Below are 26,160 nucleotides of genomic sequence, written 5' to 3'. Positions count from 1 at the left end.
GTACTGGTCACGGCCGTTGTGGTCTCCCACAACGGCGGTGGCTATCTCCCACGGACCCTCGCTGCGCTGGCGCAGCAGACCCGGCCCATTGACGCCTTCATCGGTGTAGACACCGGTTCCCGCGACAACTCGGCAGCGCTTTTGGAAGAAGCTTTCGGTCAGGCGAACGTTATTTCCTTCACGGGCGCAAAAACCGGGATGGGAGGTGCCGTTCGAGCGGGCCTGACGGCCAAATCGCCGTGGGGTCAGGAGAGCCGTCCGTCCACTGAATGGATCTGGCTGATTCACGACGACGCCGCCCCCCACCCTGCCGCCCTCGCCGAACTGTTGTACGCCGTCGAACGTGCGCCCTCAGTGACTGTAGCCGGGTGCAAGCAACTGGACTGGGACGCCGGGCGCCGCCTCATCGACGTCGGGCTTTCTACGAGCCGGTGGGGCGAGCGATTGACGCTGATCGAGGTTGATGAACTCGATCAAGGCCAATATGACGGCAGGACCGACACCTTCGCGGTCAACTCAGCCGGCATGCTGGTCCGCCGCGACGTCTGGGAGGACCTTAAGGGATTCGATCCCGCCCTCCCCGGAACGGGCGATGACGTTGACTTCTGCTGGCGTAACAGGCTTGCCGGCCACCGGGTGGTGGTTGTGCCCTCGGCGAAGGTCTTCCATGTTTCCCACCGCCCGCATGCCATGGGCAATGCTGCGGCGGCAAGAAGGGCCCAGGTCTACCTGCGGCTAAAGCATTCGCAATTGTGGAAGGTTCCCGGGCACGCCATTGGTGCCTTGCTGGGCAGTCTGTTCAAGTTGTTGCTGAGCATTGCGGTGAAGGACCCCGGACACGGGTTCTCCCAACTGCTGGCCACACTGGTTTCACTAAGCCGTTCGGACGCTGTTATTCGGGGTCGGAGGGAAGCCGCCCGTACCAGGCGCATCCGGCGCTCCGTCATCAAGGGCCTCCAGACACCTCGCCGCGAGGTATGGTCGCACAGGCGTTCGCTGATGGAAGCCATTGGCTCCCACGATTCCGAGGACTCAATCTCCAACGATCCTCTGGATGAACAGCCCAGCGGAGACTCAAGCGATGACTTCGCCGCTCTGACCACCACAAAACGAGGCTGGGTGGGAAACGGCGCCCTGGCGGCCGTTATCCTTGCCTCCGTAGCTTCAGTGACGGGGCTGTTAACCCTGCTCCAAGCCGAAGCTGTTTCCGGTGGGGCTCTCCTGCCATTGTCGTCAGGCCTTGCCGAGGTGTGGCACCATGCCTCGAGCTGGTGGATAGGACTGGGTGCCGGCGTACCGGGTCACGGTGACCCCTTTGCATTCCTCCTCTGGGTACTCAGCATCCTGGGTGGCGGCAACGGCAACATAGTTATTACCTTGCTGGTTTTCCTCGCGATGCCGCTCTCGGGCCTCACCGCGTGGTTTGCGTCCGGAGGGTTTACCGCACGCCGAAGGATCCGATTCATCGCGGCGCTGCTCTGGGCCGGAGCCCCGGCCCTGCAGATTTCCCTGAACCAAGGCCGTTTGGGCGCCCTCCTGGCGCACGTAATGCTGCCTTTGCTGGTGCTTGCGCTCTTGCGTGCCACCGGCACTGCAATTGGCCATGGCCGGTTCAGCATTCCTGCAGAGGGGGAGTCGCGCTTCCGTGAGAATCCGCCCACAAAGCCCGGAGTCAACGGAACTCCCTCCTGGACGGCAGCTGCAGCGGCGGGCCTGGCATTGGCAGTCCTGACTGCCGCTGCACCATCCCTGCTGCTTCCATCATTCGCGATCATTGTCCTGCTGGGCCTTATGTTGCGCCGCCGCGGCCGGACCCTTTGGTGGGCTCTGCTGCCCAGCGCTGTCCTCTTTATTCCTTTCGGCCTTTCTGTGCTGGACCGTCCCCGAGCTCTGCTGGCGGACCCGGGACTGCCGCTCGCGTCCAATGCTGCACCTCTATGGCAACAGCTACTGGGACAGCCGCTGGAGTTCGACGTTTTCGGTGGGCTGTCCGGCCTGCCGGTCTTTTCCGGAAGCACCATTCCGTGGGCGCTCCTGGTGGCGGTACTTGTCGGCCTGCCCACATTGTTGGTGGCCGTGGCAGGCCTCTTTATGCCTGGCCGCGGAGCGGCCACTTCCCGGACCCTGTGGTTGGCAGCGCTGATAATGCTTGCCGGAGGCTGGCTGGCCGGACAGGTTGCCACGGGGGAATCGACAGACACCCTTGTGACACCCTTTAGCGGACCGTTTGTCTCGGCCGCCTCCATTGCATTGCTGGGGGCAGCGGTCATCGGAGCGGAGCGGCTGCTGGCAGTCTCGGAAAGAGTCACAGGTTTGCGGAGGCGGCGCGTTGCCGCCCGTTCGCTGGCCGTTCTGACCGCCGTTCTGCTGCTCGCCGGTCCTCTCGCCGGTCTTACCGCATGGACAACGCAAAACGTGGTGCCCCGGGCGGCCGGGCAAGACGATTCCAAGCAGGACGCGCCACTGGGAACTCCAATGCTGATTGCGGCAACCCAACCCCGGATACTGCCTGCGACTGCCATCGACCGGGGTGTCGGACCGGAGCAGACGCGGACGCTCTTGATCAGCACCCAGGAGGATGGCTCATTTGATGCGACTCTGATGCGTGGAGCGGGGACCACCCTTGACGACATCTCCACCATCGCTGCCGCCCGCAACATCATGGGTGGACCCGGCGAGGAAACAGTCAGGGACGACGACGCCGCCACCGCGTCCCTCCGTAAAGCTGTAGCCATCATTGTTGCTGCTCAGGGCGTGGATCCCCGCACTGAGCTGGAGCAGTTGGGGGTGGGCTTCGTGGTTCTGCGTGCAGCCGACACCGCCGCCCAGCTCACGGCCAGCCGAATTGATGCCGTTCCTGGTCTAGTCACTGTGGGCCAGACCGATGTCGGATGGTTGTGGCGGATAAGCCCCCTGAACCAGCCGGTCATCGATGCCGCCGACGTCGCCCACCGGGTCCGCATTGTTGACGGAAAGGGCGCAACCGTTGCGATGGTGCCATCCGGTCTCGAGTCGGTCGACGTTCCGGTACCTGCCGGCGACGAAGGACGGTTGGTGGTCCTTGCGGAGCGCGCCGATGCCGGATGGAGCGCGTGGCTGGACGGACGACACCTGACGTCAACCACTTCCGGCTGGGCACAGGCGTTTACGCTGCCTTCCCAAGGCGGGCAACTAACTATCCGTTATGAAAATCCGTGGGCATTCCCTTCGGGACTGGCCCAGGCCATTGTGATTGGACTGACGATCATTCTTGCCATTCCCGTACCTGCCCGCAGGCTGAATTCCGGCCTGTCACGGGATGAAGGCTCGCTGCGTAAGGAACACCAGAATGCATAAGGATGACGACGACGGCGTGTCCCCCTCTGAATCCGCGGGGGTTCCGGCCGTGCCACCTATGCCGGACACTGCGCCGAACAGCAAGCAGACGCCAGACAGCAAGCAGACGCCAGACAGCAAACCGGCAACCGACAGCAAACCGGAACCGTCCGGAAAAGCACCGGAAAAACCATCTGGAAAAGCTACCGGAAAAGCGCCCGGCAAGCCCGCAAAGAAGGCAGTAAAAGCGGCCAAGGCTATCAAAGGGCCCCGGCTAAAGGGCGCCAGAGGTGCCGTGAAACGTGCCCTGTCCGCCGTTGGTGTCCTGGCCTGTGCAGCGGGCGTGGTGACAGCGGCGTCCATCCTTCCTTCTGCCTCGGGGAGCAGGCACCTCGATGCTCCACTCACTGCGGTACCAGCGGGAAGCAAGGTGGAAATCTGCCCCGGGCCTGCCCGGCTTCTTGAAGGCACTCCGGTAGGAACCGATCCTCAGTTCAGCCCGGAATCAGGCACAGCCAACAGCTTGGTTGACGCTGCCGTGCTGAGCACCAGCGCCGGAAAAGTCCCGGAGAGCCGCTTGGCCGCCCTCGATGGAAAAACGCTGACAGAGGTTTCAAAGGACACTGAGGGAACGCTCGCGCAAACGGGTGCAGCAGCTCTCGCAGCCGGTGTTGTGTCCCAGCGGGATGTGGATGCAGTCAGTGTGCTGAGCGCCGACGCGCTCAACGACCGGCAGGCCACCGCCAGCGCAGTCATGAGCTACACAGCTACGGACGGAGACCTTCGCGGATCGGCGGCTGCGGCGTGCCAGGAGCCAGCCAACGACCTGTGGTTGGTGGGAGCGAACACGTCGGTAGGCAGGACAGCGGTCCTGAACCTGAGCAATGCTTCGAGTACTCCGGCAACAGTCAGCCTGGATCTCTTTGGCAAGGCAGGGCAAATCCAGGCTCCTGGAAGTCGAGGCCTGCTGGTTCCCCCGGGTAGCACCCGCTCCATCGTCCTGGCCGGACTCGCTGCTGAGCAGGAAAGGCTCGCCGTCCATGTCCGCAGCGTCGGCGGACCTGTCACGGCCGTCATCCAGCAAAGCGTCCTGCGTGGATTGACCCCCGGAGGTGTGGACTTCATAGCGCCCGGAGCACCACCGTCAGTGCGCCAGGTGGTGTCCGGAGTGTCCATTGAGGATGCAGCCGACATCAAGTCGCAGACGTCGAAGGCCGGCTATGCAGATGCCGGACCCGCCTTGCAACTGGCCGTTCCCGGGCCTGCGGACGCCGTCGTGGAAATCAAGCTCTTTGGGCGTGACGGCCAAAAAGCCCTTCCCAACGGAGGTGTTGTGACCGCGAAAGCCGGCTCAGTGACGGAGATTTCTCTCGCCGGCGTGCCGGCTGGCCAATACATGGTGTCAGCCACTTCCGATGTCTCCTTTGCCGCTGCGGCACGCGTTACCCGCGGAACCAAATCGGGTGAGGCATCAGACGTCGCATGGTCACCGGCTTCAGCCAGGCTTGGCAGCGAACACGTGGTGCCGGTCCCTCGCGCGGGGGAGCGGACTCTCGTGTTCGGAGCACCAGAGGACCGGGCCAAGATCACGTTCACGCCCATCACTGAGGACGGAAAGATCCGCGAAGCTGGCACTGCCGATATAGCGGGGGGCACGACGGCGAGCATCCAGGTTCCCGAAAAAGTGGACGGGGCGGCGGTGCTGGGTTATGTCATCTCCGCTTCAGGTGACCCTGCCTACGGCGCTGTCCTGCTGGGCAAAGACAAAAGCACCGACGTCTCTGTCGTGGCTTTTGCGCCCGGTGCGGCCGGGCAGGAAGAAGTCCCGGTGACCCTGGGTTACTGATGCTGTAGCCGGCTATTGATGATGCTGCGCTGCGTGCATCGGGGAGCCAGCAGACTCAGTACCGCCGCCGGTAGACGGGGTCAAGAGTCTCGGGTGCAACGCCAAGCATTTCTGCCGTGTGCTCCACCACAACGTCGTGGACAAGATCCTGCAGTTCTTCCCTGCTGCTGCAGGATTGCTCCACAACCCGGCGGTAAAGAGTGATCACGGGACCCTCATCCGCAGTGGCAGGTTCGTAGGAGCCCATGGGAGCGGGCGCAGAATCCGCCACGAGTTGTTCGAGCCCCGGCGGTATTTCATCCACAGCAAAGCGGACGCCGTCGAGCGGTTTTCCCCAGATGTCATGCAGACGCTGCGCTGAATCGAGGACCAGCTCATCAAAGCGCTCGGACCGGGTGCGGTAACCGGGCAGTGTGGGCAGCATCAGTTCGCCGCGGAGGCCCCGACCGTGCCGGTTCCTGCGCCGCTGCCTGAAGCCCTTAATGGCGAGAGCTTGGCCCTTTGGATCGGTAGCGGTGGAGTCCTGAAGGCTCGCTTCCCGAGGGTCGGCGGCCTGGTCAGCCAACCGGACCGTAAAAGCCGGATCATGGTTCGATGACTGCATACACTGACTGTAAACCCGCGGAATGAAATTCGCGACAAAAAGCTCGTAGCCACGGCAGTCAGATTCATCAGGCGGGGCCGCTGGTCCGGCACGGCGGGAGGCACGGCGTCGCAATACATCAAGCCGGGCTGTAAGGGGAGTAGTCTGTGATGTCGTGGGTGCAATTCGTCAATGTTCAAGATCAGCCTGCCGCCAGTCCGCGGTAGCCACTCTGACGTACGTCTATGCAGACTCGACCGCTGTCCTGGGGCCTTTGGCCACCTACGCTGAGCCGCATTGTTACGACCTTTGCGAGCAACACGCCGGATCTTTGACTGTGCCCCGAGGCTGGGAAGTACTGAGACTGGCTATGCCTACGCATCCACCGCAGCCCGGCCCGGACGACCTCTTGGCATTGGCACACGCCGTTCGTGAGGCAGCCTCCCGTCCTTCGGACAAGGAACCATCGACTGGCCACCGTGCATCCCCAGGCGTGCTGGAAGCTCCCACTCCCACCGAGGGCACCCGCCGGGGACATCTGCGAATCCTCCGCGAACCCTCCTGAGGGCAACTGGCGGTAGGCTTGAAGCTGCAAATCCGTCAGCTAACGGCGCCCCGCTGCGGCGCCCGCCAGGAGCATCCACCATGCCAAAGATCAGTGCTGAACTGCTGTCTATCCTGCGTTGCCCCGTCACGGGATCTTCACTTGTACAGGACGGCGAGGAACTCGTGTCAACGATGCCAGGGGAAACCGGGGAGATGCTCCGCTATCCCATCGAGGATGGCATCCCGCTGCTCTTGCCGCCCGAACTTCTGCCAGCCGCGACCGCCGCACCATCGGACCAGCACGACGCCGTCCTTCCACCGGCGACCCATCTGCCAGTCGAGCACTAACAGAACGCCTTCCTGGCCCTGTCCCGCAAGCTATTCATTCCAGTACATCTCTCCGGCTTTACCAAAGGATTCACATGACTCTCGACTACAAGGTTGCTGATATCTCCCTCGCGGAGGCTGGGCGGCATCAAATTCGCCTGGCAGAACATGAAATGCCCGGGCTCATGTCCCTGCGTGCAGAATTCGGTCCCACGCAGCCCCTCAAGGGCGCCAGGATCGCCGGTTCGTTGCACATGACGGTCCAGACCGCCGTACTGATTGAAACGTTGACGGCGCTGGGCGCCGAGGTCCGCTGGGCCTCCTGCAACATCTTCTCCACACAGGACGAGGCCGCCGCGGCGGTTGTCGTGGGCAAGGGGACCGAAGAAGATCCCCAAGGTGTCCCCGTATTCGCCTGGAAGGGTGAAACCCTCGAGGAGTACTGGTGGACCGCTGAACAGATTCTCACGTGGCCAGGTGCGGAAACTGATCCGGAGCTGGGACCCAACATGATTCTCGACGACGGCGGTGACGCTACGCTGCTGCTTCACCGCGGTGTGGAGTTTGAGGCAGCCGGAGCAGTTCCGTCGGCTGCTGCGGACGATCCTGAGGAATACGCGATTGTCCTGGACCTGCTCAAGAGGACCCTTGCTGAGGACCCGCAGAAGTGGACCAGGATGGCAGCCCGGATTCATGGCGTGAGCGAAGAGACCACCACCGGCGTCCACCGCCTTTACCAGCTGGCGGAGCAGGGAAAGCTACTTTTCCCGGCCATCAACGTCAACGATTCGGTTACCAAGAGCAAGTTCGATAATAAGTACGGAATCCGGCACTCCCTTCCTGACGGACTCAACCGGGCCACCGATGTCCTCATCGGCGGCAAGGTCGCCGTCGTCTGCGGTTATGGCGACGTCGGGAAGGGTGCCGCGGAAGCCCTGCGCGGCCAAGGTGCCCGTGTCATTGTCACCGAGATCGATCCCATCTGCGCCCTTCAGGCTGCAATGGACGGCTACCAGGTGGCCAAGCTTGAATCTGTGTTGGGGCAGGGTGACATCTTCATCACCACAACGGGCAACAAGGACGTCATCATGGCCGATCACATGGTCGCCATGAAGAACAAGGCCATTGTGGGCAACATCGGTCACTTCGACAATGAAATCGACATGGCCGGACTGGCCCGGATCCCCGGAATCCGCAAAGTGGAAATCAAGCCCCAGGTCCATGAGTGGGTCTTCGCTGACGATGCTTCGGAAGAACAGAAAGCCCGTTCCATCATTGTGTTGTCCGAAGGCAGGCTCCTGAACCTGGGCAATGCCACCGGCCATCCGTCCTTCGTCATGAGCAACTCCTTCGCGAACCAGACGATCGCCCAGATCGAGCTGTTCACGAAGAAGGACCAGCCCGACGGGCAGAAGGAATACGAGAACCGGGTTTACGTCCTTCCCAAGATCCTCGACGAGAAGGTGGCCCGGCTTCACCTTGACGCCTTGGGCGTTGAATTGACGGAGCTCTCGAAGGACCAGGCTGAGTACCTGGACATCGACGCCGCAGGTCCGTACAAGCCTGAGCACTACCGCTACTGAGTTCAGCTCCGCAATGGCCCCCGACCGATCCGGGGCCATTGCCGGTTAAGGCCACACTTGGGGCCGGCGTCACGTTTTGGTCTTGAGCGGTTTGCGTGTGGGATAAAATCGGAACGTCAGCAGTGCACGCTGAACAGATTAACGGGGGCTGACTATCGGCTGTCGGGGGACACGGAGAATTTGGCATGACTGAGATCAGCAACCGGAAAACCGGGAAAATCATTGCCGTTGTGGCGATGTGCGCGGCTGTTGCCGCTGGTGGAATAGGGGTGGCGACGGCTCCCAGCTGGGCCGGACAGGCTATTGCCTCCGAATCCGCCAGTCCGGTCCGCAACACTCCCGGCCTTGCCGCTCCTGTGGTGAAGGCTGTTGAACTGGGTGTCACCCCAACTGACGGCGCGAAAGGGGTCAACCCTGCTGCGGCCCCCTCCGTAAAGGCAATCAACGGGCAGGTCAAGGATGTAGTCCTGGTTCCGGCTGACGGCGGCACGCCCCTTAAGGGTTCTCTGAGCGCCGACGGCACCACCTGGACAACCGTGGACCCGCTGACCTTCAACACCGCCTATAACTACAGTTTCACGATTGTTGATGAGGCCGGTCGCGAGACCAAAAAGACCCAGACATTCACCACCGTAGCCAAGGCCAACGAAGCCGATGCGGCTGTGTATCCGGAGAACGGCGCCACAGTGGGCTCCGGTCAGCCCATCGAAATCGTGTTCAGTGAACCTGTCATTAACAAAGAAGCCGTGGAAAAGGCCGTCACCGTCAAAGCCTCATCCGGACAGACCGTGGCCTGGCACTGGTACTCGGACCAGCGCGTGCGCATCCGTCCCGAAACCTTCTGGGCCTCAAACAGCACGGTCACCGTGGACATGAAGTTGTTCGGTGTCGATTTCGGGAACGGAATGATCGGCAACTTTGACTCCACGGTTGCCTTCAGCACAGGGCCCCAGCGTCTCGCCGTCGTGGACGACATCACCAAAACCATGAAGGTCTATTTTGACGGCCAACTGGTCAAAACGGCTCCCGTGACCTTGGGCGACCCGGAGTGGCTCTCGCCCACCGGATACGCCGTCATCATGGAGCAGGAGCGCCACTCGAAGTTCAACGCCGGGAGCATCGGGCTCAAGCCCGGGGACAAAGGCTACTATCCGCCGCTCACGGTGGAGTACGCCAACCGGCTGACATCCTCGGGCGTCTATGTCCACCAGGCGCTTGAGTCGGCCTGGGGAGCTGTCGGCAAGTACAACGTGTCCCACGGCTGTGTGGGTCTCCTGCCGGAGGACGCGGCCTGGTTCTTCAACAACATGAAGACAGGCGATGTTGTCCAGACGCTCAACACCGGAGCGCCGGCAGTGGAGCCGCTTGAAGGCTACGGCGACTGGAACATTCCCTGGGCCGAGTACGCGAAGCGCTGACCGCTGCTATCTGACCGACCTCAATCTGAGCGACCTCGGGGAACCGCCGCCAGTTAGGGCGTCTGTAAACCTACCGCGGCCAGCTGCCGTTCCGGGCTATTTGCTGTCGCGAGCGTAGGGGAGGCGGTGCAGCCGTTCTCCGATCCTGTTGCTGCGTTCCCTTGCCTTGACCAGGCGGTTCATCTCGCGTTCCCGGCGCTCGGCAAGGACTGCCGCCAGGTAGTCCTCTGGATAGGTTCCCGGGGGAGGTGCCGGTGCCACATGCTCCGCAATTTCCGTTGCGAGGGACGCCGCCATGCCAATGCGTGAGGCGGGCGCCATTCTTCCTGCCTGGCGCATGAACTGGACGGCACGGCGTGCTGAGCCATCTGGAATGCGGCCGATATCAGCCAAAGCCACCCATGACCTCAAGTGAGGTGGAACAAACAAAGGCAGGGCAGGCTCGGCGGGTACTCTCCGACGCAAGGAGTAGGTACCGGCAAGGATGTCACCGAGGCGTTTGGATTTGTCGTTGAAAAGCGCGACGGCGATGGCCAGGCCGCCAAAAGTCAGGTAGATCTCAATGAAGCCGGTCAGTCCCCGGATAACAGCATGCCGGAAACGGATGGCTCCGCCGTCGTCGCGCACAATCCGGAGTCCAGCCGCCAACTTACCCAGCGACAGCCCGCGCGTCACCGTTTCAATAGCTACGGGGACCATCACAAAGCAGAACACAACAGTGACCAGAACGCCGGCTCTCATTGCGGCTTCGTCGATTTCGTCCCAGACGGATGACATCAGGATGAGGATGAGGATGAACAGCACAATGTTGACCAGGACGTCGAGCAGCAAACCCAACGCGCGTGCGGCGAAGGAGGCCGGACGCAACTCCAGGACGACTGCCTCGCCCGTGATGATTGAACTCAAAGCAGGGCCCCATCCCTATTAGCAAATCCTGACTCAGCAAGGATCCTGATGTTGACAGTCTATTGCGCAGGCTAGGGTGGTCCCGTGGACATTGATGCGTTTTCTGCGGTCAACAGTGACAAATGGTCAAGGCTTCATGACCTTGCGTACAAACGCAGCTTGACCGGGCAGGAAGCCGACGAGCTTTTACGCCTCTATCAGGTGACGTCGTCCCATCTTTCCCTGCTCCGCTCGGTTGCCCCGGAAAGCGGGCTGTCCGCCACGCTCTCCGCAACCCTCGCCCAGTCACGCACCAGATTTACCGGTGCACGCTCGAATTTTATGGACGATGTTGCGAAGTTCTTCGTGATTGCCCTTCCTGCAGCCTTCTACCGACTCCGCTGGCTGACACTGTGGTGTGGAATCGCATTCTGCCTGGTCGCCGCTGCATACGCCTGGTGGATCGGCTCTTCCCCTGAGGCCCTGCGGGCTGCTTTTGGCAGTGACGAGAGGGTGAGGCAGTACGTGGAGGAGGACTTCATTAACTACTACTCCGAGAATCCTGCTGCCTCGTTTGCCGGTGCGGTATGGACCAACAACGCCTGGATCTGTGCGCAGGCCGTGGCACTTGGAATTACGGGCTTCTGGGTGCCGATGATTCTCTTCATGAATGCCCAGGGCATCGGTGTCGCTGCCGGCGTCTTTGCCTCCGTTGGCAAGTCGGACGTGTTCTTCAGCTACATCCTTCCACACGGGATGATGGAACTGACGGCGGTCTTCATAGCTGCCGCAGCCGGTCTTAAAATCTTCTGGGCATGGATCGTCCCAGGTCCCCGCACGCGAAGCCAGGCGGTGGCGCAGGAAGGCCGTTCACTGATCACGGTGGCCCTGGGTCTTGTCCTGGTCCTGTTTATTTCGGGAATCGTGGAGGGTTTTGTGACGCCCAGTTTCCTCCCGGTATGGGCAAAGCTGGCAATCGGTGCTGCTGTTCTGGCCGCCTACTGGGTTTACGCCCTTGTTCTTGGCAAGAGGGCTTACATGTCCGGCGCACGCGGGGATCTCAACGATCAGGACGCCGGCTACTCGGGGATCACCGCATGATCCTCCCGGGAACTGTGGCCTCCAACCAGGCGGCATCGTTCGCCGGAACGTAATCGTTGCCGGAGCGTAATGGTTCCTGCAGGGGTGGCACCTCGCCCGGTGGAAGCCCCTGACGGTAGGCTCGTCTGGAGAGAAATAGCGTTGCCGATTCCCCCGACTGGCAACGCGGAGCCCTACGGAAGCGATGCAGCAGTGACTGAAAAGACACCCACCCCTCCTAACCGCCAGGATCACCATCTTGATCCCTCCGCGGATTCCGACGCGCCCGCGTTCGACTGGATGAAGCCGGCACCGGCAACGTCAACTCAGGCATCCCCAGCCCAGTCCACCCCAGCCCAGACGAAGTCAGCAAAAACAGATCAGGGAACGGCTGGCGGCAGCGGAGCCAATGCCGGAGCAAAGACCGGCGATGCGGTAACGGGAGGATTGCCCCAGGCGGGCAGCAGGGCCGATCGGAAGGCGGCCGAGTCTGCGGCGGAGCCCCTGGCATCCAGCGGTGCGGCATCTGCCAGCGGTGCGGCTGCTGCCAGCGGCGAGGCACCTGCTGGCGGTATGACGTCAGGCAAGGGGGCCTCGCCGGCCAAGGCAGGCTCGCATTTCCGCGAACCTCTCCCTACCTCAGCTCTGCAGGTCCGTCCCCCCGAGGACGAAGTGCAGCGCCGGAACGCGGAGCGGGAACTGGCTGCGAAATCCAAGCCCGTGTTGCCTCGGGTTATGCAGGTGGCACTTGCCGTTTTCTACCCCGTCATTCTGCTGGTGCTGGCAGTCCGCGCCGTCACCAGCCCCTTGTTCCTCTGGGTGGAGTACAACCGGCCGGGGTTCCCGGGCGACGGATACGGCTTCAGCACTGATGACCGGATGACGTACGGTTCCTATACCGTGGACTACCTCGGGAACTGGGCCGGTACCCGGTATCTTGGTGAGCTGGTGAACCGCAGTGGCGACCAGCTGTTCAAGGACGGCGAGGTCAGTCACATGGCTGACGTCAAACTCGTGATCCTGTCAGCCTTCGGTGCCGGGATTCTGCTGGCGCTGCTGAGCATCATCGCCATCATTTACCTTCGCCGCCGCAGCACCGGGGGAGTTCGCCGAGGATTGTTTGCAGGCTCGATCGTCACCCTGATGATCATCATCGGTCTCGGCGTGCTGGCGTTTCTGGGGTGGGAGCAGTTCTTCACTGAGTTCCACCGGATATTCTTTGCCAGCGGGTCCTGGACCTTCGCCTTGGAAGACACGCTCATCCGGTTGTTCCCCGGGCAGTTCTGGATAGACGCCGGGATCGTTATTGCGGCCCTCGTGCTGCTTACGGCCATCATTACCATGATCCTGACCTGGCCAACCGCCAAACGCCGCGGACTGCTTTCGGAGGACAAACCCGCTACTTCGGGAGCAGATGGCACGGCTGGCGTCGCGGAAGTCAAAGCCTGACGAACTGGACCCCGTGGTGGTCTCCTAGATCCAGGACGGCATCCACATCCGGAACCGCCATTGCTCATAGGAGATGACCTCGGCGGTCCACACCGGATAGAAGAACGCGGATAACAGCATTACGCACACGAGGAACAAGGCCACAAAATAGAGGCCGGACCGCCGCCGCAGCACGCTGTCACTGCGCTTGCCGAGCACCAGGCCCAGACAATACACCAGGGCCAATATCAGGAACGGCTCGAAGGACACGGCATAGAAAAAGAATGTGGTGCGTTCCGGATAGAGGAACCAGGGAAGATAGCCGGCAGCAATGCCGGCAAGGATGCCTCCTGCCCTCCAATCCCGCCTCCCCATCCACCAGAAGAGCAGGATTACGACGGCGATCGCTGCACTCCACCAGATCAGTGGATTGCCCACGGAAAGTATGGCTGAAGTGCAGTTCGCCCCAACACAGCCGGGAGTTCCGGCTTTGGGTGACTCGTAGAAGAAGGAAGTGGGCCGTCCCATGACCAGCCACGTCCAGGGACTGGCCTCGTAAGGGTGCTCCGAGCTCAGTCCCTGGTGGAATTTGTAGGCTTCGAGGTGATAGTGGGCCAGTGACCGTGCCCAATCGGGCAACCAGCCCCACTCGCTTGAAGGGTGGGTATCCGCCCAGCGGCGATAATAGGCGTCTTTGGAGAGCAACCACCCCGTCCACGTCCCCAGGTAGACCACTGCGGCCACGGGGATCATCGCAAGGAAAGCAGGGATGCCGTCCTTAATAATGCCCCCGCTGATCCAGCCACGGATTCCCGCGATACGCCGGGCATTGAGGTCCCAGAATACCGTCAGCAGGCCAAACGCCGCGACGAAGAAGAGGCCGGACCATTTGGTTCCCACAGCCAGGCCCAAGCACATTCCGGCGGCCAGCCGCCACCAGCGGATGCCCAACCAGGGGCCGGACAACAACTCCAGTCCGGATGGCCTGCCATCGTTGGAGGCTGCCGCCTGCCGCCCCAGCCTGACCGCGAGCCGCCGTCGGCCGTCGTCGCGGTCCATCAGCAGGGCGCCAAAAGCGGCAAGGATCCAGAACATCAGGAAAATATCCAGCAGAGAGGTCCTGGACATCACGATGTGATGACCGTCCACCGCGAGCAGGGTCCCTGCCATGGCACCCAGTGTCAGGGAACGGAACAGCTTTTGCGCAATGAGAGCGATCAGGAAGACGGAGATGGTTCCGGTGAGGGCGGCCCCGAACCGCCAGCCAAAGGCGTTGTCCGGGCCGAAAAGCCACATGCCTGCTGCAATCATCCATTTACCCACCGGCGGATGGACTACATATTCAGGGGTGCCCAGCAGCACTCCTGGATTTCCGGCATTGAAGGAATCGTTGGCTTTGTCCGGCCAGCTCCGTTCATAGCCACTGATCAGGTACGAGTAACCATCTTTTACGTAGTAGGTCTCATCGAAGACCAGGCTCCGGGGAGAATCAAGGCGGACAAACCTCAGGATCCCGGCGATAGCAGCGGTCAGAGTGGGGATTAACCAGTACCAGAGCCGGAGCGACGGCGGGTAGTCCCGCCAGCTTTGAATGTCTCCGATCAGCCGTTGCCTCAAGGCGCCGGGAGTGAACGCCTCGGAGGGCCGGGCGATCCAACGGTGGCCTTCCAGGTTGCGGCCGCCACCAGGGGGAGTCGTGGCTGTTGGAGCCGAGGGTTCGGCTTCGACGGGCTGCTGCAGGGAGGTCTGGGTCACCTGCCCCATGCTACCTTTTGCCGCTGTACTCCTTGGCGGCAGTAGTCTGGTTGATGTGGATCCTCAACTCAGCACTTCTCCCCTCAGCCCTGCGCCAGCGGATGCTCCTGACGCTGCCAACCAGACGGGGAGCGGAGCCGTCGGCGTGGGCCGGATCGTATTGGCCGCCACACCCATCGGGAACGTGGGCGACGCATCCTCGAGGTTGATAGAGCTGCTGAGCACGGCGGACATCGTCGCGGCTGAGGACACAAGGCGCCTTCACCGTCTTGTCCAGAATCTGAACATCACAGTCGCCGGGCGGATCATCAGCTACCACGAGCACAACGAAGCCACCAAGACTGCGGAGCTTATCGAGCATGTGAAGGCGGGCAAAACCCTGGTTATGGTGACGGATGCGGGCATGCCGTCCGTGTCAGATCCCGGCTTCCGCCTCGTGGAGGGCGCTGTGGCTGCAGGGCTCACCGTGACGGCAGTTCCTGGCCCGTCCGCAGTGTTGACTGCGCTGGCCCTGTCAGGATTGCCTACGGACAGATTCTGCTTTGAAGGCTTTCTACCCCGTAAGTCAGGGGAGAGGGCCTCCCGGCTCGCTGAGCTCGACCACGAACGCCGGACCATGGTCTTCTTTGAGGCGCCGCACAGGCTTGAGCCAATGCTCCGTGCCCTGCATGAGCGGTTCGGTGCTGACCGGCAGGCAGCCGTCTGCCGTGAACTCACCAAGACGTATGAGGAAGTGATTCGCGGTCCTCTGCGAGAGTTGCTCGAATGGGCGGAGACCCAGGAAGTCCGAGGCGAAATAGCCGTGGTAGTGGGCGGCGCGCCGGAAAAAGCGCCCGGGCAGCCTGAGGATCATGTCGCCGCAGTCAACGAACTGATGTCCCAGGGGATCCGCCTCAAGGAAGCCGTTGCTGCCGTTGCGGAGGACGTCAGGGTCAGCAAACGTGAGCTTTATTCGGCAGTGTTGGCTGCACGCTGACTGCTGTGCACCTGCACAGCGTCCAGTGCTCTGAGTAGTGCGCAATTTCGTAGACACCCCTGAGAGCCGGGCAGTACCGTGGCAGTAATCCAGCTTCTGGCTGAACCCACCCGTACCAACTGCTGACGAGGGAGTCATCGTGACTGTCACTGCACACCACACTGTAACCGCGGAGCGTGAGCGCGAGCTGCTGTCCTCTGTTCCCACCGGCCTTCTGATCAATGGCGAGTGGTGTCCCGCTGCTTCCGGGAAGACGTTCGACGTCGAGGATCCGTCCACTGGGAATACGCTCCTCAGCATCGCCGACGCCGGTCCGGAGGATGGCGCCGCTGCCCTTGATGCCGCCGCCGCTGCCCAGGAATCCTGGGCCAAAGTTCCTGCCCGTGAGCGCGGGGAAATCCTGCGCCGCGCATTCGAGCTTGTGACGGAGCGTGCCGACGACTTTGCCCTGCTGATGACCCTGGAAATGGGAAAGCCCTTGGCTGAAGCCCGCGGCGAAGTTACATACGGGGCAGAATTCCTGCGCTGGTTCTCTGAGGAAGCGGTCCGGGCCTTCGGACGCTACTCTGTCTCCCCGGACGGGAAGTCCAGGCTCCTGGTCCAGAAGAAGCCAGTAGGGCCATGCCTGCTGATCACGCCGTGGAATTTCCCGCTTGCCATGGCTACCCGAAAGGTGGCCCCGGCCGTCGCTGCCGGCTGCACCATGGTGCTCAAATCGGCCAACCTCACTCCGCTGACCTCGCAGCTCTTCGCAGCCACCATGATGGAGGCCGGGCTTCCGGCCGGCGTCCTGAACGTCATCCCTACCTCGACGGCGGGAGCCACCACCGGTCCGCTGATTAAAGACTCCCGCTTGCGGAAGCTCTCCTTCACCGGCTCCACTGAGGTTGGCCGCCGTCTGCTCTCGGACGCGTCCGAAACCGTCCTCAGGACGTCCATGGAGCTAGGCGGAAATGCACCCTTTGTGGTGTTCGGGGATGCCGACGTCGACGCAGCGGTTGCGGGCGCCATGCTCGCCAAACTTCGGAACATGGGCGAGGCCTGCACCGCGGCCAACCGCTTCATCGTGCACGAGTCCGTGGCTGATGAATTCGCGGAAAAGTTCGCGGTAAAAATGGCGGAGATGACCACGGCCCGTGGAACCGAAGAGAATTCCAAGGTGGGTCCGCTTATTGACGCGAAGAGCAGGGACAAGGTACACGAACTTGTATCGGACGCTGTTGCTGCCGGAGCCGTTACCGTACTGGGTGGCGCCCCGGTGGAGGGGCCCGGCTATTTCTACCAGCCCACCATCCTCAAGGGCGTTACCGAGGGCACACGGATCCTGTCAGAAGAAATCTTCGGACCGGTGGCCCCGATCATCACTTTCGACACTGAAGATGAAGCCGTCCGTCTTGCCAATAACACCGAATACGGGCTGGTGGCTTACGTTTACACGCGGGATCTCAATCGGGGGATCCGGATGGGGGAACGCCTGGAAACCGGAATGCTCGGCCTTAACGCCGGCGTCGTCTCCAATGCCGCAGCTCCCTTTGGCGGCGTGAAGCAGTCCGGCCTCGGGCGTGAAGGGGGCCTCGAAGGCATCGAGGAATATCTTTACACCCAGTACATCGGCATTGCCGACCCTTACGCCGGATAGCTCTTCCGGTCAGGCTTGGCTTAGCTCTGGTTTCGAGTCGACCCGGCTCCAAGAACCCTGGCGTTCCGTCAGCCTTCCTTTGCTAGCCTTCCCGGACACGGCGCAGGCCGTCGCGCGTCCTCACCCATGTTCGTGCGGCGGTCCGCCGCCCGGTGGCAACGCGCCTGGCCGTTGCGCGGAACGGCGTGCCAATAGTGGACTGCCAGCGGTTCATCACAGCAGGCGGGAGCCACGCAGCCCGGAACCGTACCAGGCGCCGGGCGTTAGCCCTTAGGGCAGCGATGACCAGCTCAATCCGGGCGGCGGCGATCGCGGCAGGAGTGCCCCCTGGTCCCGATTCCTCGAGGACAGCTTGGGACCGGAGGGGCCGGCCATATTCGCGGCGCTCAAAGTCCTGTACCAGCGAGTTAACGGCCCGGTGGGCTGCACCGTCCCTTCCGTGTTCCTCGCCGAGCGCTCCTGACCGGCGGAGGCGGGCGGAGAAATGCCGGGGTGTCTCGCTGGGTCGTGGGGGTATTCCGTAATCAACGGCCAGGTCGCGGAGTTCGGCCCAGGACTGCAGGGCGGTATCGTCGCCGCCAACGGATCCAGGTTTCAGCCGGCGGGAACGCAGCCCCGTGCGAATCAACCGCGGCGAAGCCAGCAGCAAGCCGATCAGCAAGATGCCCAGAGCGCCATAGAGGACCGGCAGCACTTGGAACCCAGCCGGTCCACCAACCTCACCGCCGGGAAGCGGTACGGGTGCTGTGCTGGGGAGGGGTGCGGCGCTGGCGGGGCCTGACGGAATGAGATCATCGTTGTTCTGGTTGGTACTGGCCCCGCCGGAGGCACTTGTCTCCGAGGCGTAGTCCGGAACAACGCCTCGCGAGGGGGTTGGCTCGAACGGAACCCAGCCCAGACCTTCGAAGTACAGTTCCGGCCATGCGTGCGCATCCCGGGCGTCAACCTCATATTCTGGCAACGCGCCCTGCCCCGCCACCGACACCGTCTGACCAGTTGGCCTGCCCGGCGCATAACCCACTGCAATGCGGCTGGGGATGCCCTCAAGCCGGGCCATAACAGCCATCGCAGATGCATAGTGGATGCAGTAGCCGCTCTTTTTGGCGAGGAAATCGGCCAGGACGGATAGTCCGTTCCCGTCATAGCCTCCCTGGACGGGAGATTCCAGCGAGTACGTGAATTCCGAGGAACGAAGATATCGCTGGATCGCCAGGGCCTTGGAGTAGGATGTGTTGCTTTCCCGGGTAATTGTGTCCGCCGTTGTCTTAACAATCTCGGGCACCCCCGCCGGTGCGCGGATGAAATCGTCTGAGATGCCGCGCACAGGAGCGGACGACCTGGCCAGCAGGTCTGCCGTCAGGGTAGGCATGGACGAGACCACCACGTATTGCTGTCCTCGGGAATTGCTGTCCACGCCCTTGATGCTCAATGTGGAAGGATCCCAGCTCCACGTGCCATCGAGGCCGTTCACACCGGCGGGCGCATACGGTACCGGAAGGTACGGGCTGGTGAATTGCCCCGCGTTGATGGCCGTAATGCTGCGCACGGTGTCGGTGGCGTTGATCTCGTACCCGGGATCCAACCTTGCCACGCCTCCCCGACGCGTGTCGTTACGGTCATCTGGCGCCCAGGACTCGCCGTCGAACCGGTCAACCGTTACTGATCTGAGGTAGAGGGGTGAGGTGGCCGTGGAAGCATACGTAATCCGCCCCTCCCCAGTGGGGCTGCGGAGGCTGTTGCCCAGGCTGATCATTGGATTGAGGCCGCTTGATGAACCCCACGGGTTCAGGCGCGAGCCTTGGGGAAAGGTGCCCCTGTCGAAACCTGGAATCATTGGCTGAAGCAGGAGGGTGGCAAGAAGCGCCACTCCGCCTGTCATGGCCGCCCGCTTCAACTGCCCCGGATTCCTGCCCGCTCCAACCTGCAAGCGGTTAGCAGAGAACCACTGGCTGCAGCCCACGATCATCAGGTAGCCGACGGCGGTGATTATGAACGCCGGGAGCCCTATGCTTTGGGGCTTGATCATGGCCGGAACCACCAGGACCGCAATGAGTCCAAGGCCGCTCGTGGCCGGCATCCCGAGGGGGACGGCAAGCGCGTCCACCAGGATCACCACCAGCCCCAGGACGGCGCACGTCACCAGGACGATCCCGACATTGGGGGCGACAGGGGCACTTTCTGCGAGGACTGTTTCTGTGGCCCTGCGTACGTACTGCCCCAGCATCTCGATCGTCTCGCCGGATGGAATCATTCCAGCGATGCTGTTTCTTCGGAAAAAGGTGAAGGTCAGGATAAGGACAAGGGAGACCAAGCCGCCTGCAGCGACCACTAACGGCTGGGCCCGGACCTTCCGCAGCAACGCCATCGCAATTACCACCACAATGACAGTGGTTACGACCGGCATGTACCATGCCCAGCCGCGGAGGACCCCATTGAGCGACGCAGCGGCACCACACACGGCCACCGCCACAGCCGCCGCCATGGCCCACGGGTAGGGGCCAACACGGCGAGAAGCACCTTGGCCGGGGTCGGTTGGTTCCAGGACAAGGGCGGGTGCTGACGCCTCTGCCCGTTGGGGCGTCATGGTCATCGGTCTACTCCTGCTCCTCGTCGTACGTCCGCGGCCGCCGTGGATACTGCGGCATCGCCCTCATCGAATGAGACCCAGGCTGCAGGAAGGGACGTGGTTGCCTTGACCGCGATAGCCCGCCAGCCGCCACGCCGGAGGGCTTCCAATGCGCCATGGGCTGCTTCGGGATGCTCGGTGATGACGATCGCGAAGGCGTTGGCACCGAAGGCGGCTGCCTGTGACAAGGACCGGGCTTCCTGCAGCGTGACCTTTCCCAGAATCGCGAGGAGGGGTCCCCTGAGACGATGGGCGGAAAGCTTGTCGATCAGGCGGTCGTCAAAGGGCCGGGGACCGCTTTCAGCCGGGAGTGGATCACGGGTGTCCCGAATTTCCCGCTTGTCTCCATCTGCCTCACTGTCCCTGCGGTCACCATCCCTCCGGTCACTTTCCTTTCGGGCGGAATCCCGGCGGACGTGATGGGAACCTGACAACTGGATTGCCGCAAGGCTTTCGGCCACGGACTGCAGTCCTGCCGTTCCGCTGAAGTCCTCAGACTCCGGTTCGGGCGCCGAGGGCGAGTGCAGGAAGGCAGGATCCCCTTGCGCATCAAGGAATCGAAGTACGTAGTTGCGTTCCGCCAGGTGGGCGCTGATGGACATGGCTGCTGTGACGGCCCATTCAAACGCGTCGCTGGTGACGAGTTCCTGGCCGGAATCCCCGTGCGTTCCGCTGAAAACGGAGTTAAGACCGTTGTGGAAAGCGGTGTACCTCTGATCGAGGATGATGGTGGCTTCCGGCGTCGTGACAGATTCCTCTTGGCGCACCATAAGCTCGCCGTGACGTGCGGTTGCTGCCCAATGCACCCTCCGCATGGGATCGCCGTGGCGGTATTCCCGTGTCATGACGTCGTCATCGCTGGGATTGGCCCGGATCCGCGTGGCGGTCACGCCGTCGTTGCCGCGGGCACCCGCGAGCCCGGTCATGGGCAGTTCGACGGCGGCCGGTGTCACGGTGAGCGTGTCGCCGTCGTCTATGGCATGGCGATGGAGCGAAAGTCCAAAAGGATCACTGAATTCGGCTGTGACCGGGCCAATGGTGAACTGACCGCGCTTCCCCGACCTGAGGTGGTACTCGTAGCGGCTGGTTCCGCCGACTGCAGAGCGTGCAGGGAACCGGAATGCCGGGGACTCTCCGAACCGCGGCGGAAGCTTCTCCTCCATGATCACAACACCGGCCCCCGCACCGGCCCTGGCAACCGCAAGCCTGACGGTTGTGGTTGCGGAGGTTTCGACGGTGGACGGATTGAATTCCCGGTAGACCTTGAACCTCGGCTTCAGGATCCTGACGCCGAGGAGCGCCACAAGCGGCAACAGGATGAGCAGCACGGCCAGGGTGAGGAGATCGCGCCGCCCCATGACCTGGGCGAGCAGGAGCGCCAGAACGCCGGCTGCCAGGAGGCCCCAGCCGCGGGTACTGAAAATGTGCTTGGGAAGGTAATCAAGGACAGCCACAGTGTTTTCCTGCTAACTGGGGTTCCGCAGTGTTTGTCCCGGATCCAGTCCGCGCTGGCCTGCCAGCCTCGCCGCGGAGAGGGCAACATTCTGTTCGACTGGAATCTTGGCGAGGATTCCCCGGATAACGCTTTGGGGGCTCTCACCTGTGCTGGCCGCTTTGCGGTCCAAAATGATCCTGTGCGCGAGCACCGACTCGGCGATCCCCATCACATCATCTGGAAGAACGAAGTCCCGGCCATCCAAGGCGGCCGTGGCCTTGGCCGCCCGCAGCAATTGAAGCAGGGAGCGCGGGCTCGCCCCAAGCCGCAGAAGAGCGCTCTCGCGGGTGGCGCGTCCGATGGCAACCGTGTATTCCTTCACGGCCTGGGAAACGTAAACCTGCTGCACCGTTGTGATCATTGCAGCAACGTCCGCTGCCGTAACCACTGCGGAGACGTTGGCGAGGGGAGACGTTGCCTGATGTGTCTCCAGCATCTCTATTTCGGAGTCTTTGTCCGGATACCCCATGGAAATCCGCGCCATGAACCTGTCCCGCTGCGCTTCCGGAAGGGGATAGGTTCCCTCCATCTCAATCGGATTCTGGGTGGCTACCACCATAAACGGCTCATCCAGATGGTAGGAGTCGCCATCCACAGTGACCTGGTGCTCCTCCATGCATTCCAGAAGGGCCGACTGGGTTTTGGCAGACGCCCGGTTGATCTCATCGCCGATCACGATGTTGGCGAAGACTGCTCCTGGCCGGAATTCGAAGAGCCGGGAGGCCTGGTTGTAGATGGAGACGCCAGTGACGTCCGAAGGCAGAAGGTCCGGAGTGAACTGAATTCGGCTGACTGAGCAATCAATGGTCCGCGCCAGCGTCTTTGCCAGCAGCGTCTTGCCGACCCCTGGCACATCTTCGAGCAGCAAATGGCCCTGGGCCAACAAAACAGTCAGGGCGAGCTTGGCGGCATCGGCCTTCCCATCGATAACGGTATTGATAGCCGTCAGTATTCGCTCGCTCGCTGCATGGAAGGCCTCGGCCCGCATCGCGGCAGGCCTGTGGCCATTCACATGCCCGGCCGCTGCCGCAGCAACAGCCAATCCCTGCCTGTCGGGAAGCGTTTCATCTACGGTGATGTGTCGCTGGGGGTCCATCGGCAACCTTTCAGCCCTGGGGGAACTCGACGGGACGGCTGGGACAGCCGGCGCCCGCCAACGGGTGTGTGCCTGTCTTGGTACCAGACTACTAACACAACTGCCGGGCCTAACAGAGAGTTCCGGGTAAATCTGGCGACTTCGCCCGGTTAAGGTAGAGGGATGCTCACCCCGCTGACTCCCGTGCCCTTCCGTGAGCCAGGCAGCGACGGTTCCGGCAGGCACGGCTACCCGCCCGCGCCCGAACCGCTTCCCGTACCTGTCATGGACAATCACACCCATCTGGATTTTCGTTCCGGATCCCTGACGGTTGATGCTTCAGCCGCCCTGGACGCGGCCGAAGCCGTTGGAGTCCAAGGCGCCATCCAGGTGGGATGCGACATTGAGTCCTCACGGTTCACCGTTGAGGCTGTAGAACGGGATTCCCGCCTCCTCGGGGCGGTGGCGATTCACCCCAATGACGCCCCCGAGTACGCCCGGAACGGAAAACTGGAGGAGGCTCTCTCTGAGATAGAAATACTCGCTGCACACCCTCGAATCCGTGCCATCGGTGAGACGGGGCTTGATTTCTACCGCACGGAGGGAGAAGGCCTTGCCCATCAGCGATATTCGTTCCGCCGTCACATAGATATCGCCAAGCGCTTGGACCTCACGCTGCAGATCCACGACCGGGATGCGCACGACGACGTCGTGCAGGTCCTTAAGGAAGAAGGCGCACCTTCCCGGGTGGTCTTCCACTGCTTTTCCGGTGATGAAGCTCTCGCTCGAATCTGCAACACCGAGGGCTGGTACATGTCCTTCGCCGGGACGTTGACGTTCAAGAATGCGGGTAATCTCCGGAGCGCCCTTGCCATTGCGGACCCGGACCGCGTGCTGGTTGAAACCGATGCCCCTTACTTGACGCCGCACCCGTTCCGCGGCCGGCCGAATGCCAGCTATATGATCCCCTACACTGTCCGGGCCATGGCGGAATTGACAAGCTCTGAGCTGTCCGGACTGTGCTCCGGCATTGCCGCTAACACGCTGCGGGCATACGGCTCCTGGGACTGAACCGGTGACCCCACCAGTCCCACGGGTGCTATACCGGGTATGCAAATTTGTTGGTGGGTTTATAACGCTTCGGTTACAGTGGACAACTATTAGCCGGGGTCGGGGAAGGCCTTCGGATAATTCACTGCTCTCCGGGCCGCACCGTTCGCGCGCGCGGGGAGCTCAAGTGTGGCGGCGCACAGGCGTGCTGCAAGCTATCGGACGTCGTCCGGCTTTGCCCTGAGGGCACAGAGCTTGCAATAGGCGTGTGCGTTATTCCCCGTGCCCGGATGGATCAAAAGTTACGGGCAATCGTGGTCAAACTATTCACTTCCGACGGCAAGTTAAGCGTCGTCAAGGTCGGAACCCAGCTTGTGGTGCTAGTGGCACTCGTGCTGGGACTCGTGGCCTTTGTCGGCAACAACAAAACAATCACCCTTAACGTTGACGGCCAGGTAAGTTCGGTCCAGACGTTTGGGGGCACCGTCGGCCAAGTGGTAAAGGCCGCAAAGGTGGAGCTCCAGGCAGCAGACCGTGTGTCCCCCTCGGTGGACGCCACAGTTGAAAACGGCTCAGTCATCAATGTCAACCGCGTTAAGGCAGTGAAGATCAACCTGGATGGCGCGGAAAAGACCGTTAGCACGACTTCCGCCAACGTCGAAGGCCTCGTCACCGAACTTGGAGTTGCCAGCGCATCCTCGGTGTCTGTTCCGAAGGACTCCCAGCTGGCCGTCTCCGGATCGTTTGTCACCATCTCCACCCCGAAGAACGTAAGCATCGTGGCAGACGGCAAAGCACGCAAAACCATCACAACAGCCCCCACCGTGGCCGATGTGCTGGACGATGCCGGCATCGTCCTGGGCGCAAGCGACCGCAGCTCACAGCCGGCTCACGCCCCTGTGGTAAGTGACATGGTCATCAAGGTATCCCGGGTTGACGCCAGCAAGACCGCCACTACCTCCGAAGAGATCCCTTTCGAGACACTGTCTTCGGAAAGTGCTGATCTGCCCAAGGGGGAGAGGAAGGTCACCCAGGCCGGCGCGGCCGGCAAGGTAGACAAGACCTTCAAACTCGTCCTGGTCGATGGACGGGAAGCCTCCCGCACGCTCGTTTCCGAGGACATCACCGCCCAGCCCGTCACTGAAAAAGTGACAGTGGGCACCAAGGTGGCTGCGCCTGTAGCGGCGCCGGCCGCCGCTGCGAACACCGGTGCTTCTGCTCCGGCAATGATGAACGAAGCGATGTGGGACAAGATTGCCCAGTGCGAGTCCGGCGGAAACTGGTCGATCAACACCGGAAACGGCTATTACGGCGGACTTCAGTTCGATATCCGGACCTGGATCGGTTCAGGCGGAGGGGCGTACGCCCCGAACGCAAGCCTGGCCACAAAAGCCCAGCAGATCGATATCGCCAACCGCGTCTATGCTCAGCGCGGACTCCAGCCGTGGGGTTGTGGTTGGGCCGCCAGCAGCTGACAAGCCGTAGCCACTAAAGATGGCAAATCCTTCGTCGCAGCTGACCACAGCGGTGAGGGAAGCAAGGCCGGCCGGGGATCTCCCGCGCCGGCCTTTGCCGTCTCCATGGCCACGGCCGGCGTGCCCCGACGGGATAGGATACCTAGGTGACTGAACTGACTCCCGCTACGCCCGGCACCGCGGCGCCCGCACCCCTTTTGGGCGCCTCCGACATCCGCAGGCTTGCAGAGGAGATCGGGGTCCGCCCCACCAAGACCCTCGGTCAAAACTTTGTCATTGACGGAAACACCATCCGCCGCATCGTTTCCGTTGCTGACATTCATGCTGATGAAACGGTGCTTGAGGTGGGCCCGGGCCTTGGCTCACTGACCCTGGGCCTGCTGGATGCGGCCAAGGCTGTTGTCGCCGTCGAAATCGATCCAGTGCTGGCGGGCAAACTGCCCGACACCGTGAAGGCGTGGCGTCCGGAAGCTGCCCAGGACTTCCACTTGGTACTCGCTGATGCAATGAAGGTGACAAGCCTGCCAGTGGAGCCCACGGCGCTGGTGGCCAACCTGCCCTACAACGTGGCGGTTCCCGTGGTGCTGCACCTCCTGCAGTATTTCCCAAGCCTTCAGCATGGCCTGGTGATGGTCCAGGATGAAGTGGCGGACCGTTTGGCAGCCGGCCCTGGCTCGAAGACCTACGGCGTGCCGTCTGTGAAGGCTGCCTGGTACAGCAGTATGCGGAAAGCCGGAGTCATCGGCATGAACGTTTTCTGGCCGGCTCCAAAGATCAGCTCGGGCCTGGTGTCCTTCACTCGGAGGGAAGCGCCCGTCACAACGGCCAGCCGCGAGCAGGTGTTTGCAGTCATTGATGCCGCTTTCGCCCAGCGCCGAAAAACATTGCGTGCGGCCTTGGCCGGATGGGCAGGAAGTGCGGCCGAAGCCGAACGGTGCCTGCGGGCAGCAGGCATCGACCCTTCAGCGCGCGGCGAGGTAATAGATATCACTGGTTTCGCCAGGATCGCTGAAGCCCGTGCGACCCACGAAGTCTGAGTCCCTGCTCTCCGGTCTTTC

At 62.3% G+C, this 26,160-nt stretch carries 19 protein-coding genes; 13 read left to right on the top strand and 6 right to left on the bottom strand.

Going from position 1 to position 26,160, the window contains the following annotated elements:
* Positions 1 to 18: 18 nt before the first annotated feature.
* Together M1E02_RS15105 and M1E02_RS15100 are read left to right on the top strand one after the other, a co-directional pair.
* Entirely contained in the window at positions 19 to 3,336 is a 3,318-nt protein-coding gene (locus M1E02_RS15105) for a glycosyltransferase (protein ID WP_479375041.1), read from the top strand.
* The gene (locus M1E02_RS15100) at positions 3,329 to 5,161 is read left to right on the top strand and encodes a DUF5719 family protein (RefSeq protein ID WP_479375040.1); all 1,833 of its coding nucleotides are present in this window, start codon (positions 3,329 to 3,331) and stop codon (positions 5,159 to 5,161) included. Before M1E02_RS15105 ends, M1E02_RS15100 begins: the two co-directional genes overlap by 8 nt.
* A 55-nt stretch (positions 5,162 to 5,216) precedes the next feature.
* Here the strand turns inward: M1E02_RS15100 and M1E02_RS15095 are convergent, their stop codons facing one another.
* Complete coding sequence (locus tag M1E02_RS15095; protein ID WP_479375039.1) at positions 5,217 to 5,765, bottom strand: metallopeptidase family protein; 549 nt, start codon at positions 5,763 to 5,765, stop codon at positions 5,217 to 5,219.
* Between the two features lie 154 nt (positions 5,766 to 5,919).
* On the opposite strand from M1E02_RS15095, the gene M1E02_RS15090 reads away from it, so the two are divergent.
* From M1E02_RS15090 to M1E02_RS15075, 4 genes are all read left to right on the top strand, one after another.
* A complete protein-coding gene (locus M1E02_RS15090) occupies positions 5,920 to 6,309 on the top strand; it encodes a DUF3499 domain-containing protein (protein ID WP_247044416.1) in 390 nt (129 codons plus the stop codon).
* 80 nt (positions 6,310 to 6,389) lie between these two features.
* Entirely contained in the window at positions 6,390 to 6,638 is a 249-nt protein-coding gene (locus tag M1E02_RS15085; RefSeq protein WP_479375038.1) for a Trm112 family protein, read from the top strand.
* Between the two features lie 74 nt (positions 6,639 to 6,712).
* Positions 6,713 to 8,200, top strand: a complete 1,488-nt coding sequence (gene ahcY, locus M1E02_RS15080) for an adenosylhomocysteinase (protein ID WP_479375037.1) — start codon at positions 6,713 to 6,715, stop codon at positions 8,198 to 8,200.
* Positions 8,201 to 8,385: 185 nt separating this feature from the next.
* Entirely contained in the window at positions 8,386 to 9,618 is a 1,233-nt protein-coding gene (locus M1E02_RS15075) for a L,D-transpeptidase (protein WP_479375036.1), read from the top strand.
* Positions 9,619 to 9,714: 96 nt separating this feature from the next.
* Here M1E02_RS15075 and M1E02_RS15070 read toward each other — a convergent pair whose 3' ends face one another.
* Positions 9,715 to 10,524 carry an RDD family protein gene (locus tag M1E02_RS15070; protein WP_479375035.1) on the bottom strand — a complete coding sequence of 270 codons (810 nt, stop codon included), beginning with the start codon at positions 10,522 to 10,524 and terminating at the stop codon, positions 9,715 to 9,717.
* 84 nt (positions 10,525 to 10,608) lie between these two features.
* Between M1E02_RS15070 and M1E02_RS15065 the strand changes: the two genes are divergently transcribed.
* Both M1E02_RS15065 and M1E02_RS15060 read left to right on the top strand, forming a co-directional pair.
* The gene (locus M1E02_RS15065) at positions 10,609 to 11,604 is read left to right on the top strand and encodes a stage II sporulation protein M (RefSeq protein WP_479375034.1); all 996 of its coding nucleotides are present in this window, start codon (positions 10,609 to 10,611) and stop codon (positions 11,602 to 11,604) included.
* Positions 11,605 to 11,796: 192 nt separating this feature from the next.
* On the top strand, positions 11,797 to 13,032 hold the full coding sequence (locus tag M1E02_RS15060) for a TIGR01906 family membrane protein (RefSeq protein WP_479375033.1): 1,236 nt from the start codon (positions 11,797 to 11,799) through the stop codon (positions 13,030 to 13,032).
* Between the two features lie 24 nt (positions 13,033 to 13,056).
* Here the strand turns inward: M1E02_RS15060 and M1E02_RS15055 are convergent, their stop codons facing one another.
* Positions 13,057 to 14,775, bottom strand: a complete 1,719-nt coding sequence (locus M1E02_RS15055) for a dolichyl-phosphate-mannose--protein mannosyltransferase (RefSeq protein WP_479375032.1) — start codon at positions 14,773 to 14,775, stop codon at positions 13,057 to 13,059.
* 46 nt (positions 14,776 to 14,821) lie between these two features.
* On the opposite strand from M1E02_RS15055, the gene rsmI reads away from it, so the two are divergent.
* The gene (gene rsmI, locus M1E02_RS15050) at positions 14,822 to 15,742 is read left to right on the top strand and encodes a 16S rRNA (cytidine(1402)-2'-O)-methyltransferase (RefSeq protein ID WP_479375031.1); all 921 of its coding nucleotides are present in this window, start codon (positions 14,822 to 14,824) and stop codon (positions 15,740 to 15,742) included.
* A 139-nt stretch (positions 15,743 to 15,881) separates the two neighbouring features.
* Complete coding sequence (locus M1E02_RS15045; protein WP_479375030.1) at positions 15,882 to 17,381, top strand: NAD-dependent succinate-semialdehyde dehydrogenase; 1,500 nt, start codon at positions 15,882 to 15,884, stop codon at positions 17,379 to 17,381.
* A gap of 82 nt (positions 17,382 to 17,463) precedes the next feature.
* On the opposite strand, the gene M1E02_RS15040 is transcribed toward M1E02_RS15045, so the two are convergent.
* Genes M1E02_RS15040 through M1E02_RS15030 form a run of 3 tightly spaced genes read right to left on the bottom strand, consistent with a single transcriptional unit; the run spans position 17,464 to position 22,598 of the window.
* A complete protein-coding gene (locus M1E02_RS15040) occupies positions 17,464 to 19,971 on the bottom strand; it encodes a transglutaminase TgpA family protein (RefSeq protein ID WP_479375029.1) in 2,508 nt (835 codons plus the stop codon).
* Positions 19,968 to 21,461 carry a DUF58 domain-containing protein gene (locus M1E02_RS15035; RefSeq protein ID WP_479375028.1) on the bottom strand — a complete coding sequence of 498 codons (1,494 nt, stop codon included), beginning with the start codon at positions 21,459 to 21,461 and terminating at the stop codon, positions 19,968 to 19,970. Before M1E02_RS15035 ends, M1E02_RS15040 begins: the two co-directional genes overlap by 4 nt.
* A 12-nt stretch (positions 21,462 to 21,473) precedes the next feature.
* A complete protein-coding gene (locus tag M1E02_RS15030) occupies positions 21,474 to 22,598 on the bottom strand; it encodes an AAA family ATPase (protein ID WP_479375027.1) in 1,125 nt (374 codons plus the stop codon).
* 162 nt (positions 22,599 to 22,760) lie between these two features.
* On the opposite strand from M1E02_RS15030, the gene M1E02_RS15025 reads away from it, so the two are divergent.
* From M1E02_RS15025 to rsmA, 3 genes are all read left to right on the top strand, one after another.
* Complete coding sequence (locus tag M1E02_RS15025) at positions 22,761 to 23,648, top strand: TatD family hydrolase (RefSeq protein WP_479375026.1); 888 nt, start codon at positions 22,761 to 22,763, stop codon at positions 23,646 to 23,648.
* A 269-nt stretch (positions 23,649 to 23,917) separates the two neighbouring features.
* On the top strand, positions 23,918 to 25,102 hold the full coding sequence (locus tag M1E02_RS15020; RefSeq protein WP_479375025.1) for a transglycosylase family protein: 1,185 nt from the start codon (positions 23,918 to 23,920) through the stop codon (positions 25,100 to 25,102).
* Between the two features lie 155 nt (positions 25,103 to 25,257).
* Entirely contained in the window at positions 25,258 to 26,139 is an 882-nt protein-coding gene (gene rsmA, locus M1E02_RS15015) for a 16S rRNA (adenine(1518)-N(6)/adenine(1519)-N(6))-dimethyltransferase RsmA (protein WP_479378175.1), read from the top strand.
* Positions 26,140 to 26,160 lie beyond the last annotated feature (21 nt).

The sequence above is a fragment of the Arthrobacter sp. Z5-13 genome (assembly GCF_056499105.1).
Note: the sequence above shows the minus strand (reverse complement) of the source record. Positions and strands in the feature narration are given on the sequence as shown.

Coding starts and splice junctions, on each gene's coding strand:
- M1E02_RS15100 (WP_479375040.1), top strand. CDS start 3,329: ATGCATAAGGATGACGACGACGGCGTGTCCCCCTCTGAATCCGCGGGG.
- M1E02_RS15095 (WP_479375039.1), bottom strand. CDS start 5,765: ATGCAGTCATCGAACCATGATCCGGCTTTTACGGTCCGGTTGGCTGAC.
- M1E02_RS15085 (WP_479375038.1), top strand. CDS start 6,390: ATGCCAAAGATCAGTGCTGAACTGCTGTCTATCCTGCGTTGCCCCGTC.
- ahcY (WP_479375037.1), top strand. CDS start 6,713: ATGACTCTCGACTACAAGGTTGCTGATATCTCCCTCGCGGAGGCTGGG.
- M1E02_RS15075 (WP_479375036.1), top strand. CDS start 8,386: ATGACTGAGATCAGCAACCGGAAAACCGGGAAAATCATTGCCGTTGTG.
- M1E02_RS15055 (WP_479375032.1), bottom strand. CDS start 14,775: ATGGGGCAGGTGACCCAGACCTCCCTGCAGCAGCCCGTCGAAGCCGAA.
- M1E02_RS15040 (WP_479375029.1), bottom strand. CDS start 19,971: ATGACCATGACGCCCCAACGGGCAGAGGCGTCAGCACCCGCCCTTGTC.
- M1E02_RS15030 (WP_479375027.1), bottom strand. CDS start 22,598: ATGGACCCCCAGCGACACATCACCGTAGATGAAACGCTTCCCGACAGG.
- M1E02_RS15025 (WP_479375026.1), top strand. CDS start 22,761: ATGCTCACCCCGCTGACTCCCGTGCCCTTCCGTGAGCCAGGCAGCGAC.
- M1E02_RS15020 (WP_479375025.1), top strand. CDS start 23,918: ATGGATCAAAAGTTACGGGCAATCGTGGTCAAACTATTCACTTCCGAC.